We start from the raw sequence: 14,444 nt of genomic DNA, 5'->3' as shown, positions 1-14,444 counted from the left end.
AAAAGGGAGCCTAGGCTCCCTTTTTTTATTTCGTCACGCTACAGCTTAATCAATACTGATTCCGCCCATTCATGGATGTCGCAAAAACAGTATCGAACAGAGATTATGCGGCGATGCGATCCTGTGTAAGCGCGTCTATCTGTTGCAAACGCTTGATCGTATCGGCGCATGCATGTGCGGCTTCCTTACCCTTCACCAGGAAGTGATCGAAGAAAAAGCCTTGATGCTCGTCATGTGAATGGAAATGATGCGGCGTCAACACTGCTGAAATCACCGGCACTTCAGTTTCCAGTTGCACTTGCATCAAACCGCTGATGACAGCTTGCGACACGAATTCGTGCCGATAAACACCACCGTCAACTACGAGGCCGGTGCCAACCACTGCGGCATAACGACCACTCTTCGCCAGCAATTTGGCATGCAGTGGGATTTCAAATGCCCCTGCAACTTCAAAGAAGTCGATCACATCTTCCGAATAACCGCGCGTCGCCATTTCAGCTACGAAGGCGATACGGCATTGATCGACGATTTCCTTGTGCCAGCTGGCTTGAATAAAAGCGATACGACGTGTTGCTGATTTTGTTTTGATATCGATAGCTTGTTGCATGTAAAGCTCCTGTGTACAAATGAAAGTACAGGGCAATTTGAATATCAAGCGGGAATGGCAAACGCACAAGACCGTAAAATCCGGTGCGTAAAAAGTCATCCCGTTCTCTATCATCCGGACTATGACCGTCGGCCTCGGGATCACACCGAGTCTGCTGACCTTGTTGAAATAAGCCGAAGAAACAGCTTGAAGCTTCAACAAGCGCTCGCGGGCTAGACACAATCGTGTCATTACCGCCGGTGGGGAATCTCACCCCGCCCCGAGAACGTACTGATGAATGTGTACTGAAAATTCAGCGCATCACTTCATCAGTGAGGCGTGAATTTATCATGATTTAAAAACCGTTGCTGGCGGCGAACAAATTTCTACTCTTTATCGTCCAGCAAATCACCCAGCGGCAAATCAACGCCCAGCAGCTGCTGCGCTGCCTCGCTGGGGAGTGCCTCTACCGATTTCAGTTTGCGCGTCATTTGACGGCTTCTGGTCTCTGCCTGCTCGATGTTCTTGGCTGCGCGTTCCAGCGTCGCCTTGGTCGCTGCCAGCACATCGCCGAATTTGCCGAACTCGGTTTTGACTGCGCCCAACACTTGCCAGACTTCTGACGAACGTTTTTCCAGCGCCAGTGTACGGAAACCCATTTGCAGACTGTTCAACAATGCAGACAAGGTTGATGGACCGGCGATGCTGACACGATGCGTACGCTGTAAATCGTCAGCCAATCCGGGTCTACGCATGACTTCTGCATACAAACCTTCGGTCGGCAAAAACAGAATTGCAAAATCAGTGGTCAATGGCGGCGACAGATATTTCTCGGCGATTTTTTTCGCTTCACCACGCACGACGGCTTCCAATTCTTTTCCTGCCAACAGTACGCCATCTGCATCAGCACGATCGGCTGCTTCAGCCAAACGTTCGTATTGTTCCTTCGGAAATTTTGCATCAATAGGCATCCAGATCGGCGTCTGACCGTCATCGTTGCCCGGCAATTTGATCGCGAATTCGACACGTGCACCGCTACCGGGAATGGTTTCCACATTCTTTGCATACTGGTCTGGCGTCAACACCTGTTCCAGCAACATCTCAAGCTGAACTTCACCCCAGGTGCCACGTGTTTTGACGTTGGTCAGCACGCGTTTCAAATCGCCGACGCCGATTGCCAGTTGCTGCATTTCACCCAGGCCTTGATGGACTTTTTCCAGTCGATCCGAAACCAGTTTAAAAGATTCGCCTAGACGTTGTTCCAGCGTTGCGTGCAATTTTTCATCGACGGTCTTGCGCATTTCTTCCAAGCGAGTGCCGTTATCGGTTTGCAGATCCTTGATCTTCGCTTCCAGTGTGGCCCGCACTTCTGCCATGCGCTGCGCGTTGGATTCCGTCAGCGTCGTCAAAGTCTGGTTCAAGGTATCGCCAAAACGCTTGAGCGCCGTTGCCTGCTCTTCCCTGCCGGTCTGTGCCTGCAAGGTAATCGCTTGGCGCATCGCTTCCAGTTGTTGCGCATTTGCTTCGTTCAACTTGGCGAGCTGTTGCGCAAACGAATCGATCTGATTGTTTTGCAGCGTCGCGACGCTCGTTAATTGCGCTGCCAAAGCTTGCTGGAACTGCATGAAATTACTACCCAGTTCCTGACGCGTGGCTTGTGCCGTCGATTGCACCTGCTCGCGCAACTCACGTTCTATACGTTCGCTGCCTTGTTGTTGATGCCGCTGCAATTCGTTTTGCAAGCTTGTCAGTTGCGGCGTGATATCGACGGCGCGATTGCGCAACATGGCGACGATCTGCAGCGCAATGATGACAACTGCGACGAGTAGCAAAATAATGAAATGCAGTTGTGTCATGTCAATTTATGTCCAGGACAAGGGAAATCGAATCGGAAATATGCGTAGAGCGATGTGCCTGCCTAACCATGCGTGTTGCGCATCCAGTCGGCAGTTTCGGCAAAAGATTTTTGCAAATGCTCTTGCAGTGATGGAACGATGCCGACGTCTTGCATCGCCATCTCCATGCAACGCAACCATTGGTCGCGTTCATCGGTGGCAATAGCGTACGGCAAATGACGCGCACGCAGGCGCGGATGGCCGAAACGTTCGACAAACAGATTCGGGCCGCCAGTCCAGCCCGACAAGAACCAGAACAGCTTGTCGCGCGAACCATCGAGCGTAGTCGGATGCATGGCCCGAATACCGGCAAACGCCGGTTCCAGATCCATCAAATCGTAAAAACGGTCGACCAGGGCACGTACGCCAGTTTCGCCATCGAGAAGTTCGTACAGAGTGCTTTGTTGATTTTCAGTCATAGTCGACATGATAACGCATCGCGCCGTGTCCCAGCTCTCTCATAGGCGCTCTCAAGCTCTTTAGCATGCGATGAAATCCCGCATATGAACACTCGCTGGAAACTCATCGCACAAGCACTGCTCTATCAAACAACGATCACTATCCGGAGCCTTCAGTGTCGGCTATGCCCTTTGATGCAATGCGTGGACGTCATCGAGACGTCTTTGATTCCTGCTCGGCAATTGCACGAATGTCGCAGCTTTCGAGAATCGATTTCGGGGCGCCATGCCGGGCCACCGCCAACATCGCCTGCCCGATCTGGCCAGTCGTCAATATGTGATTCGGGAACAGCGCACGTAAGGGCGGCAGCAATACCTTGAAAAACAAATAAAGAATCCGATACAGCGCTGTCTTCGACTGCACATCATGCAATGCCTGAATCGCTCCCGGACGAAACATGTACGCAGCCTTGAAACCGGCATGCAGCAATCGATTCTCGGTTCTGCCTTTGACGCGCGCCCACATGCTGCGGCCTTGCTCCGTACTGTCGGTGCCGGCACCTGACACGTACGTGAATGTCATTTGCGGGTTCAGCCTTGCCAGCGTGGCCGCTGCAGCCATCGTCAGGTCCTCCGTCACGCGCGTGTATTCAGCCTCACTCTTGCCTACCGACGATGTACCGAGACAGAAAAAACACGCATCGAACCCGCTTAATTGCGCTTCGATACTTTGGTAGTCATACATGTCGCTATGCACGACATCGCGCAACTTAGGATGGGGCTGACCGGTCGCCGTGCGCCCGATGGTCTGCACAAGCGTCACGTCATCGGCAGCCAAACACTCCTGCAGAACGCCATGGCCAACCATGCCGGTTGCACCAAATACAAGAACGTTCATCGTGTACCTCCATTTTCCAGACCCATCACTTTCGGCAAGCCGAGAAACGCACGCGTCAACGCATTGGACATCCGGTGACTGAGCAACCACGGAATCAGCACGAATATTCTGGCGATACTTGCAGGGACATAAACCGTTTTCGGACGCGCGGCAGTTGCTGCCTGCAGAATCAATTTTGCAATCACGTCGGGCGAATCCAGCATAGCGCTATCGTTGCCTTTTTTAAAGGTAGCAGCCATCGCTTGCACCGCTTGCCGGTACGGTCCGTTGCCAGATATCTTGAGCAGACTTTCTGTTGCGATACCGCCCCACTCGGTTTTTGTACCGCCCGGCCTGATCACAACGACGTCGACGCCAAAAGGCTCAAGCTCCTGACGCAACGCCGTCGAATATCCTTCCAGTGCGAATTTGGTCGCGTGATACCAGGCACCGTAGGGCGTGGCGCCCACGCCACCGACCGATGAGACATTGATGATGCGACCCCAGCGCTGTTCCCGCATATGCGCGATGACCTGCTGCGTCAGCCGTGCCAGACCGAAAAGATTGACTTCAAACTGTCTGCGTGCGTCCTCCATCGGCACTTCCTCGACCGCGCCGTATGAGCCATAACCGGCGTTATTCACGAGCACATCGATATCACCACTTTCTTGCCGTATCGTTTGCAGACAGGCAGTAATCGAATCCTCGCTGGTGACGTCCAGCCCGATGACCTTGATACCGTGCATACGCAAATCGGCCATCCGATCAATGCGGCGGGCTGCAGCGTAGACGACAAAACCCGCTGCAGCCATTTGCAATGCAGTGGCCGCTCCTATGCCGGACGAAGCGCCGGTGATCAATGCTACTTTTCCGCTCATGATTTTTCCTTTTTATGCCTGAGTACTCACGCAATTAAATAACAAAAAAAATTGAATCGATTTAAAAAAATTTTACATATTTGCCACGCCATTCCACCACACCTCAAAACCTGACTTGCGATATCGCGCCGCGCCTTTCGGATCCTGCAAAATAAAATCCATCGTCATCTCGGCCAGGCTGTTCATCGATGCTGCAATAAACGCCACCGGATAATTACGCAATATTTTGTCGTCAACGTTCTGCTGCAGTATCTGCAAAATTTCGACAAAAGGTGCTGCGCCCGCCTCCCGCGATTCCGGCGTGATTTGCGCAGAATACGTCAACTGATCCATCACACGTTTCTTCTGCTGGTTGGCAACGCCCCACGCCACATAGTTATCCCACACATACTGGAATTGCCTGCGCACTTCTGCCTTGTGTGGAAAATTCGTCATCAGCACCTCAGCCATTTCGGCCTTAAGCCCCAGATAAAGCGCATTGACCAACTCATCCTTGGTTTTGAAATACGTGAACAGGCTGCCTTCCGCAACACCGGCAACGGCTGAAATCGCCGACGTCGGCGTCGCTGACAAGCCACGCTCGGCAATCACCTGGATCGCGGCGTCTAGCAACGCTGCACGTTTTTCTTCACTTCTCGGTCTGGCCATGTTCGCTCAATGACTATTATTGCTGAGTATTCACTCAATTATAATCAGCATCTGCAAACTCTGCAACCGACCACCATTTTTAAACGACTCAGGCTTCACGCAGTGTTTGCAAAGGCGGTTGATTCAGCACATTGCGCAAGCTGACCCAGCCACCTATAAATGCACATGCGGCACCTATAGTGAAGCCGGCAATCCATACCACCGGACTGAATTTCCATTCGAAGTCGAATACGAAATGCGCAAGCGACCAGCCGACCACTGTCGCACCGGCAGCTGCCAGCAAGCCGGCCAAGCCGCCTACCAATGCGAATTCTATCCACTGCGATTGCGACAATTGCTTGCGTGTCGCACCCAGCGCACGCAACAGCCCTGCTTCACGCGTGCGTTGATCCTGTGAACTGGCCAGCGCGGCATACAAGACCAGCACACCGGATGCGAGCGTAAACATGAACAGGAATTCGACTGCAGTGACAACTTGATCGATCACATCCTGAATCTGTTTGACCACGCTACCAATATCGACCACGGTCAGATTCGGATAATCGCGCGTCAGCTGATTCTCGAACGTGGTGCTGCCTTCAGGAAGATGGAAGGACGTGATCCACGATTGCGGCATGTCCTTCATCGCAGCAGGATTGATGATGACGAAGAAATTGACCTTCATCGATCCCCATTCCAGTTTGCGCAAGCTGGTGATCGGCACTTCGACAGTTTCGCCGGCGACTTCAAACTTTAATTTATCACCTATCTTAAGGCGCAAGGTTTCGGCCAAGCCGGCTTCAACCGAGGCTTCCGGTTTGCTGTTGTCGAACCAGCGACCGGCAGTAATTTGATTCGACGCCGGCATCTTGCTCATCGTCGATAGATTGAATTCGCGATCGACCAGACGTTTGGCTCTGTCTTCGACAAAACTCTCGCCCGTGATCTCTACATTGTTAATCGCGAGCAGACGGCCACGTATCATCGGGAACAGATCGGCATCGGCAATCTTGTTTTGCGCGAGCCGCGCTTCAAGCTCGGCTTTTTGATCCGGCTGAATATTGATGACGAATCGATTCGGTGCATTCGGCGGTGTCGCACTGCGCCACGCATCGACCAGATCGCCGCGAATCACGGTCAACAACAGCAAAGCCATCAGGCCAAGTGCCAACGCAACGACTTGCACTATCGTCGCACCCGGACGCCGCTGCAACGCAGTGACGGCAAAACGCCAGCTCGCGTTATTGATAGCTCCTCGCAAGGATTGCAGCGACTTCAACGCCAGCCAACTGATGAATGCGAAACCGGCGAGGCCGCCGACAAAACCCGCCGCTGTCAGCAAACCAAGTTTGATATTTCCCGCCTGCCACAACAGTAGACCGATAAAGGTTGCCAGGCCGAGCGCATAGGTAGCTATCGTGATCGGTTGCGGCATATCCTGCTCGCGTCGAATCACGCGGTTATGCGGCACATTACGCAATTGCAGAATAGGCGGCAGCGCAAAACCTATCAGCAGCAGCAAGCCGGTCGCCAAGCCCTGCACCGCAGGCAGAATAGATGCAGGTGGCAAGTCATTCGTGATCAAGCGTCCCAACCATTCGATCAACACAAAATGCGCAGCGAAACCGACTGCCGCACCGATGACACTGCCGACCAAACCCACCATCAAGAATTCAATCAGATACAAGGACGTCACCTGATTCTGCGTCATGCCTAGGCAACGCAACATCGCGCATGCATCGACGTGACGCAGCATGAAACGGCGTGCTGCCATTGCGACAGCGACTGCGGCCAACATGGCCGACAACAAACCCACCAGAGACAGAAATTCTTCCGCACGTTGCAAGGTTGCACGCATTTGCGGCTGACCGGATTCCAGTGATTCGGTGCGCACGCCTTTCAGCTTGTCTGTCTCGATTTTGTCCTGCACCCATTTATCGAATTTGTCGACATCGGCCGGTTTTCCTGCAACCAACAAACGATAAGTGATACGCGAGCCGGGTTGTATCAAACCGGTCGCCGCAACGTCGCTGGCGGACAGCATCACGCGTGGCGCAAAGTTCATGAAACCCGCGCCGCGATCCGGCTCATTCGTAATGAGTTTGGAGATGGTAAAAGTCTTGTCACCGAGTTTCAGTGGATTGCCGACTGCAAGATTCAAACTGGTCAAAATTCCGGCATCCACCCATACCGTACCTGGATCAGGAATAGACTTTGCGGCAACACCGTCACCGTTGATCTGCGTCGCTATTTTTACATTGCCACGCAATGGATAACCCGGAGTCACCGCCTTGATAGACGCCAGTTTGGACACTGCCTGGTCGCCTTCTCCGGCAATTGCCATACTTGGAAAGACGACAGTCTCAGCCAGTTGCAAACCACGTTTTTCAGCTTCGGCTTTCCAAGCCGGTGCAATCTGTTCATCTGTACGTATCAGCAGATCAGCGCCCAGCATCTGATGTGCATCGCGATTCAAACCGGTGCGCATGCGATCGACAAAGAAACTGACAGACGACAGTGCGGCGACCGCCACTATCAATGCCACCAGCAAGAAACGCAACTCGCCGGCGCGCCAGTCGCGCTGCGTCATACGAAAAGATTGAGCAAACATCAAGTCATTCGCTTTCTGGATATCTCTGGTTTGCCGACCAAATAATGACAAAAATCTGGCACGACAAACCCGACAACAATGTGGGGAAACAGTGTTTGCGATTGCAAACCTGCATAAGACTAGCGTAAAAGCGCGCGCGCCGCCGACGTCGAAAAAATCGCGCAACTCTTATGCATCAATACAGACTCAATTGGCAAAGAATGCGTCAACCTGAGCCAGATACTTCTGCTTGAGATCGGTATCGATGAAGGCGGCAGTAAAACTATTACGCGCAAGCTGCTGGGCATGATGTCGTTGCACAGGCAGCGCTTCGACAATCGCGACAAAATTGTCATTCATGTAGCCACCAAAATAGGCAGGGTCATCGGAGTTGACGGTAATCACAAGCCCCGCATCCAGCAAGGTCAAAAGATTATGCTGCGACATTTTTTCAAACACGCATAACTTGATATTCGACAAAGGACAAACCGTAAGCGGCATGGTCTCGTGCGCCAGACGTCGCATCAATATCGGATCTTCTATGCAACGCACGCCATGATCGATGCGTTCCACCCGCAACAAATCGAGCGCCGTTTCGATATAGGCTGGAGGACCTTCTTCACCTGCATGCGCAACCAGATGAAAGCCCAGCTCCTTGCAACGAGCGAACACACGCACAAATTTCTCTGGCGGATGACCGCGTTCGGAAGAATCCAGCCCGATGCCGATGATGTGCTCCCGATAAGGTAAAGCCTGCTCCAGAGTCAGGAAAGCCTCTTCCTCCGACAGATGACGCAAGAAACACATGATCAAACCGCCCGTCATGCTCCATTTTGTATATGCATCCTTCAAAGCGCGTTGTATGCCGCTCACGAAGACGCCAAATTCCACACCACGCGCAGTATGCGTTTGCGGATCGAAAAACAATTCCGTATGCAACACATTGTCGGCATGGGCACGCTCAAGATATGCCCAGGTCATATCGTAAAAATCCTGCTCGGTCAGCAAGACGCTGGCACCGGCGTAGTAAATATCGAGGAAGGATTGCAGATCGGTAAATGCATACGCCGCGCGCAACGCCTCTATGGACGTATAGCTAAGTGCGACGCCATTACGTTGCGCCAGTGCAAAGATCAATTCGGGTTCCAGCGAGCCTTCAATATGAATATGCAGCTCCGCCTTCGGCATATTTTTCACGACATCGATCAGAGCAGCATTCATTATTATTTTCCTAGTTTTTCCATAGCGTGAGCAGCCATATTATTTCATGTAACTGCGTCAGGAAGTACGCAGGACGTATGTACTTGGATTTCACGAAAATCCAAAACGACAGATGATGCCGAATAGTTAACACAAAGAAAATGAAATCTTTGTCAGATACTCTAGTCAGTATTATAGTTAAGCAGCTAATCGCCAATTTTCAGAGCAGCATGCTAGAGAAAAAGAAAAAGCAATCGTCATGCAAAACCGTGGATTCATTGGATAAAAATGGAAAGCAAGGTATGCCTCCAATCAGTATTTCAGTCTCGCCCGACGCACATCAAAATTTGTTGAATAGTTTTCAGCAGGCTGTAGATGCAACACCATCAGGTGCCTTAGCGCCCAGCTTTGATGACTGGTTGCTTGCCAGAATTTCTACCGCGCCCAAGACAGACACGTCGGCATCCGAGCTCAATGATATTTATTCGTTCAACGCGATTGAACACATGGTGACACGCCTGCACAAACATGGTTACGGATTGGCGTGTTATCCGAAAGCTGCTGCTCAGGCAGAAATGTCGGCAGCCCTGCTCGCCAGCGCCATCGTAAAGGACTTGAAGCTGACAGCACCCTATGTAAAACGTCTGGAGGATCTGTTCGCGCACTACCAAAAAGATGCAAAGGAGATTGCTGATGCAGCGCAGATCGGCATTACCAATCGTGCCTATGGCGCCATCAGCGAAGCCTTCAGCCAGCTCGTCGCCCGTACTGAAAAGGCCGAAGAAAATTTGAATGATGAACGCGCACTCGGCCGGGTCGAAGGCGGGATCGCGATGCTGCTTCATCTCGACATCATGACACGTGCAATTGCCATTAAAAAAGCGGCTGAATTCAAGACCAGATTCCTGACGCAGGAAAAATCAACGTCGAAGGAAACTTGGGTCAACAAGGTATTCGGCACAGCGAACAATCGAAAATAATGGAAAGGAACGCGCATGCAATTCAACAAGAATCAGTTCGGCGTGCCGCAGTATCCACACGACGATGCGCGCCGCTTATTCGTTCTTGCATCAGCCATCGATTTGCTGGAGCGTCCCACATCAAGCGCTATCGATGACTTGACCGGCATAGACAAAACCACCATCGATAGCGAGGTAGATAAATTACGCGAACAGTATGGAATGGTGATTCATAAATTCGGCGAAATTTATCGCATTGAATCGTGGGGAAAAATACTCAACAAGGAAATCGTCGCCAAGGCGATGAAGGCAGAAGATTAAGATGCATCCAACTACGCTTCTGAAGTGTTAACGCACACTTTTCTTGATGGCTGAAACTTCCGGCTGCGGTGTACCGGACCACGTCAACTCATATACCGTGCCGCGTCGTACGTTCCCCACCAACGCCGGGCGAAAGCACGCCAGATTAGTACCACCTGCATGCCTTACGCTGGGATAGATAATGCCCAGCGAACCCTCTTCCAGCAGTTGCGCTGCCAGCTTCTGCGATGCGATGTAACTGCCCGGCGCCAAAGATTTTGCATGGCCCCTGGCATTACGCAAATCATGAAATTCACTATTGAAATCAGCCAACAGGTTTTGATAACGCACGCTATCGTCGAAACGATCGATCTCGTAATACTCAACTGTTTTGTGGAAGATGATTTCGTCCAATGCAGTCGCGATATCGAAGGCGCAATACCAGGCGCCGCGTTCGTCGTTATTGAAGCGACTGCCTTCCGGCCGTGCATACGTATAAGCGGCATTGATCATGCGGAAGTTCGGGACGCCGAATACAAGCTCATCCACACCAATGCCACTCGCGCGCCCATGCTCGGCAATCAGGCGCTGGTTGGTGGCATTGTCCAATTCGAAAATGTCGGCCAGATGATCCGCGTTTTCAGAAAGTGGTACCAGCACAGAATCTTCTTTATCGACGAAACGCGACGGAATCAATCGGCACGTATCGAACTGACGCAATTGCACTACCGGTAAAGCCGCCATTACAAACCACCACGACGTGCATCCAGCAACTTGCGCACTGTTTGCATCGCAAGCAAGCCACCTGTCTGCATGAATGCCAATGGCGTTTGACCGGAAAAAATAAGATTCTTGTTGCTGAGGCTGACCCATTCATCCGCCAGCTTGTCGCCGTACAAAATATGCAATGCCTTGTAGATACCGATCAGGTAGGAAATACGCGTGATGCGATCCACCTCAAGCACGCGCTCAGGATTCTTTTTCCATTCGTAAAAAGCACTGCTAGAGAGCCCGCCCAGTAATTCACGCGCATCCTCATCACGTACCTTCCACGCGTCTGCAAGACGAAAAAATCCCTTCAGTGCAGAGCGGGAAAGACGCTCACGTTCTGACTTCGCATTCAGGTCAACCAGGCCGGCTGGCTCGAAGCGGCTTTTTGGATAGGCGTAGGCAGCACTCATGATTAACTCCTTATATGGACATAATATACTCCATTTTAGAAAAGCAAGGAAAAGCGAGCGAAGGCGAAATTGCCGGACAGTGATTGATGGCCACTCCTTGAGCAATCCCATCAATCGAGTTTGATCCGGACTCCCAGCAGCAGCAGATTGTTGAGCAAACCGCCGCGACCGAACTGAACATCGTAATTGGCGTACCAGCTCACCCTACGGTTGATGGCAGTCGATATGCCGACACCGCTCCAGCCGGTGTTGCGCGCCAGTCCAATTCCCTGCACCGTAAAATTGCTACCGGGTGCGGCAGCAAATGCGGCTTGCAAATCCAGCTTGACGTTTGTCATCGCATGTTGCCAGGCGGCGTAGGTCTGCATCGTACTGCGACCGGCAAACCAATTGAAGTCAGACTCGGCACGCACACCAAGCTGCCCTACCCATTGCCGATAATTCTGGCTGTCGGCAACCAAACCGAAGCTGCCGCCACTTTCTGCAAAAGCACCGCGCCGAAGATGGTCATAGCTGATGCCGGCAAACGGTGTGAGCAAGGCATTGTCAGATAACTTCATCGAATAGCCGGTTTCGGCGTAAGCCGACAGCATGCGGTCGGTATGCTCGCCTTGCAGGTTTTCAACTTCGGCTCCGGCCAGCGCCACACGGTTGACGGTACTCGACACAGTCGCCGCACCGATTCGGCCAGCTACATAGGCATTGCTGTTGCCGGCGGCATCGGTCGCCGGTATCGCATAGCGCCCGTATACAGAAACACTGACATCCCTGCCCTTGGCAACTCCGCCGAGGCGGTCAAAGCTGGCCTTGCTGTCGGAATACGACAATGCCGCGCCGGCGATAACATGTTCGCCGAGTCGGGTATCGACGCCGAACTGCCCGCCCCACATGCCAGTGTCGCCACTGGCATAACCACTTTGCGCCAGTTTGCCGGATGTGCCGAAAGTGGCGCCCCACAATCCGGTCGTTGTCTGCTTGTTTTGATTACCCAATAAGGCCATGCGGTCGGACAAGGCACGATTGACGGTCTGCGATTGCTGGAACGTCAGTGCCTGCGACGAGGCATGAATCTGTCCGGAAAGACTATCCAGTGCATCGCCGAGAGCCGCGATATTCGCAGTCTGCTGCAGTGCCGCCGCGCTGGTGAGCAAGGCACTGCCATTGGGATTGGCGGCTGCGGAAGCATCGGCTATCAGCATCGCCTGTTCAACATTGGCCGCAGTATTCGTGCGAGTGGCATCGCCGGCAAACGCTTGCGTGGCAACGGAGGTAGTAGAAACACGACTGATGGTCAGATTCACTTCCTTCGGAGCGTAATTCACCTGAGCAGCCAGCAAGGGCGGGAAAGCGGTTCCGACAGTTTGAAAACCGATATCGCCGAAGGTATTGACGACAGCACCAGCAGTCAAGATGGTCTTTGGCGTGTTGCTAGCTTGCGCGGTGACATAGTTAGTGGCGTTACCACTGCCAGTTGGCACTGTCGCCACCAGATGCGAATTACCCAGCGCCGCAGTGCCGCCGACCACCAGCCTTGAATTGATATCGTTAGCCAGAATCGAAGTCGCTGTCCCTGTGTAATTGCCTGCAATCGTCAGGCCTTTTCCAGTATTACTCAAACGACCGCTATTGCTGACGTTGCCACCGATCTGCCCGCCATCACCGGACAGATTGCCGGCGGCATCGATTTGCACACCGGAACGAACCGAACCTGTGATGTTGAGAGTGCCATTGCTGATTCGGCTGTTGCCGCTATACGTATTGTTGCCGGATAAGGTCAAGTTACCAGTGCCGCTTTTGACCAGCCCTGCATCACCGCCTATGTCATTGCGGAAGGTAGACGACATGCCATCAAAACTGACATTCACATTCGATCCCAGTGCCAGGCTTTGCGCAAACAAGGCCGGACCATCGATCGCTTTGCCAGCATTCAGCAAACCCCAGCCGTAGGTTGCGGTATCGCCCATGCTGGTAGCAGTAGATAAAATGGTTTGTCGTAACAAGTCCGCATTCATCCACGGATAAACCTGCTGCACCAGCGCCAGCGTACCGGTCACTGCCGGTACTGCAAACGAGGTGCCGTACACCCGGCGACCGGCAGTTGGCGAGACAAAGTCACCCGGCGCTGCCAGGCACCAGTTGGCGGCGACGCCACAACGGTTGGCATAGCTGGAAATAACGCCAGGCGTTGTATCCGCGCTGGAAAATCCCTGTCCACCGCCAACCGCATTCACGGCCGTAACTGCCAGCCAACCAGTTTGCAGACTCGGATACAGCGCCGGCAAGCCAGCCGTCATGCTCGGCTGCGAACTACGGTCATTGCCGGTAGCCCAAACGAACAATCCACCCTTGGCAACGAAGGGCTGATAAATATTGTTATACGTTGCACTATTGGATGGAGTAGCTATAGAGCCTACTGTATTTGACTGATTGAAAATCCGTACGCCGCTGTTGTAGAGGCGATCATAGATAGCGGTATTGAGTTGCAAGTTGTTACCAGTAGTGCCGGAAGCGATACCGTAAATACGTACGCCCGGTGCGACGCCGGTGTTAGTGCCACCCAAGGCTTCCGCCACTTCGGTGCCATGTGGATTGCCGTTTCCGCTGCCGCCGATAAAACCTCCCGGCGTATTACCGCTGGCAGGTGAATACACGTCTTTGGTAATACGCCCAGCAAGTTCGGGAGCGGCGACATTGAAATCAGTATCGACCACTCCGACCGTCACGCCGGCACCGGTAATGCCGCGCGCATGTGCCGCGTCGGCGTTGCTGAGATCACTGGCGATGAAGGAGGTAGTGCGGGCTCCGCCACTGCCACCACCTCCCCCGCCGCAACCGGAAAGCACAGCCGAAACCGACATTGTGAGCAGAGACAGTTGAAAGGAAATACAGGCTAAAGGACTTCGAAAAGAAGTATGGGATGTGCGCTGGTTGCTCATAGTGATCTATATAGTTG

General features: G+C 52.8%; 13 protein-coding genes and 1 riboswitch. Of the genes, 2 read left to right on the top strand and 11 right to left on the bottom strand.

The features are described 5' to 3' along the window. Nucleotides 1-103: 103 nt before the first annotated feature. The 8 genes from Hfont_RS06685 to Hfont_RS06650 all read right to left on the bottom strand — a co-directional run bounded on the left by Hfont_RS06685 (nt 104) and on the right by Hfont_RS06650 (nt 9,072). Nucleotides 104-607 (bottom strand): 6,7-dimethyl-8-ribityllumazine synthase, encoded by a 504-nt coding sequence (locus tag Hfont_RS06685; RefSeq protein ID WP_112991491.1) that lies wholly within the window; start codon nt 605-607, stop codon nt 104-106. A gap of 98 nt (nt 608-705) precedes the next feature. Then, nucleotides 706-878: riboswitch (FMN riboswitch) on the bottom strand. A gap of 94 nt (nt 879-972) precedes the next feature. Continuing rightward, nucleotides 973-2,442 carry a DNA recombination protein RmuC gene (locus Hfont_RS06680; RefSeq protein ID WP_112991490.1) on the bottom strand — a complete coding sequence of 490 codons (1,470 nt, stop codon included), beginning with the start codon at nt 2,440-2,442 and terminating at the stop codon, nt 973-975. A 62-nt stretch (nt 2,443-2,504) separates the two neighbouring features. Further along, nucleotides 2,505-2,909 carry a group II truncated hemoglobin gene (locus Hfont_RS06675; protein WP_112991489.1) on the bottom strand — a complete coding sequence of 135 codons (405 nt, stop codon included), beginning with the start codon at nt 2,907-2,909 and terminating at the stop codon, nt 2,505-2,507. 181 nt (nt 2,910-3,090) lie between these two features. Further along, nucleotides 3,091-3,777 (bottom strand): NAD(P)H-binding protein, encoded by a 687-nt coding sequence (locus Hfont_RS06670; RefSeq protein WP_112991488.1) that lies wholly within the window; start codon nt 3,775-3,777, stop codon nt 3,091-3,093. Next, nucleotides 3,774-4,634, bottom strand: coding sequence for an oxidoreductase (locus Hfont_RS06665; protein WP_112991487.1), 861 nt, complete (start codon nt 4,632-4,634; stop codon nt 3,774-3,776). Before Hfont_RS06665 ends, Hfont_RS06670 begins: the two co-directional genes overlap by 4 nt. 72 nt (nt 4,635-4,706) lie before the next feature. After that, nucleotides 4,707-5,282 carry a TetR/AcrR family transcriptional regulator gene (locus Hfont_RS06660; RefSeq protein ID WP_112991486.1) on the bottom strand — a complete coding sequence of 192 codons (576 nt, stop codon included), beginning with the start codon at nt 5,280-5,282 and terminating at the stop codon, nt 4,707-4,709. 88 nt (nt 5,283-5,370) lie between these two features. Beyond that, nucleotides 5,371-7,872, bottom strand: a complete 2,502-nt coding sequence (locus Hfont_RS06655) for an ABC transporter permease (RefSeq protein WP_112991485.1) — start codon at nt 7,870-7,872, stop codon at nt 5,371-5,373. Nucleotides 7,873-8,058: 186 nt separating this feature from the next. Continuing rightward, a complete protein-coding gene (locus Hfont_RS06650) occupies nt 8,059-9,072 on the bottom strand; it encodes an adenosine deaminase (protein WP_421800984.1) in 1,014 nt (337 codons plus the stop codon). A gap of 140 nt (nt 9,073-9,212) precedes the next feature. Here Hfont_RS06650 and Hfont_RS06645 point away from each other — a divergent pair, with 140 nt between their 5' ends. After that, a complete protein-coding gene (locus Hfont_RS06645; RefSeq protein WP_133467271.1) occupies nt 9,213-10,031 on the top strand; it encodes a hypothetical protein in 819 nt (272 codons plus the stop codon). 15 nt (nt 10,032-10,046) lie between these two features. Further along, nucleotides 10,047-10,331 carry a hypothetical protein gene (locus Hfont_RS06640; RefSeq protein WP_112991482.1) on the top strand — a complete coding sequence of 95 codons (285 nt, stop codon included), beginning with the start codon at nt 10,047-10,049 and terminating at the stop codon, nt 10,329-10,331. Between the two features lie 27 nt (nt 10,332-10,358). On the opposite strand, the gene Hfont_RS06635 is transcribed toward Hfont_RS06640, so the two are convergent. From Hfont_RS06635 to Hfont_RS06625, 3 genes are all read right to left on the bottom strand, one after another. Continuing rightward, nucleotides 10,359-11,054 carry an RES family NAD+ phosphorylase gene (locus Hfont_RS06635; protein WP_112991481.1) on the bottom strand — a complete coding sequence of 232 codons (696 nt, stop codon included), beginning with the start codon at nt 11,052-11,054 and terminating at the stop codon, nt 10,359-10,361. Further along, nucleotides 11,054-11,491, bottom strand: a complete 438-nt coding sequence (locus tag Hfont_RS06630; RefSeq protein ID WP_112991480.1) for an antitoxin Xre/MbcA/ParS toxin-binding domain-containing protein — start codon at nt 11,489-11,491, stop codon at nt 11,054-11,056. The genes Hfont_RS06635 and Hfont_RS06630 overlap by 1 nt, the downstream gene beginning before the upstream one ends. Nucleotides 11,492-11,601: 110 nt before the next feature. Next, nucleotides 11,602-14,349: an autotransporter domain-containing protein gene (locus Hfont_RS06625; protein ID WP_241523021.1), complete on the bottom strand. Its 2,748-nt coding sequence runs from the start codon at nt 14,347-14,349 to the stop codon at nt 11,602-11,604. Nucleotides 14,350-14,444 lie beyond the last annotated feature (95 nt).

It is taken from the genome of Herminiimonas fonticola (assembly GCF_003293745.1).
Classification (GTDB): domain Bacteria; phylum Pseudomonadota; class Gammaproteobacteria; order Burkholderiales; family Burkholderiaceae_D; genus Oxalicibacterium; species Oxalicibacterium fonticola.
The sequence above is the reverse complement of the archived record's forward strand: the minus strand, read 5'-3'. Positions and strand labels throughout refer to the sequence as shown.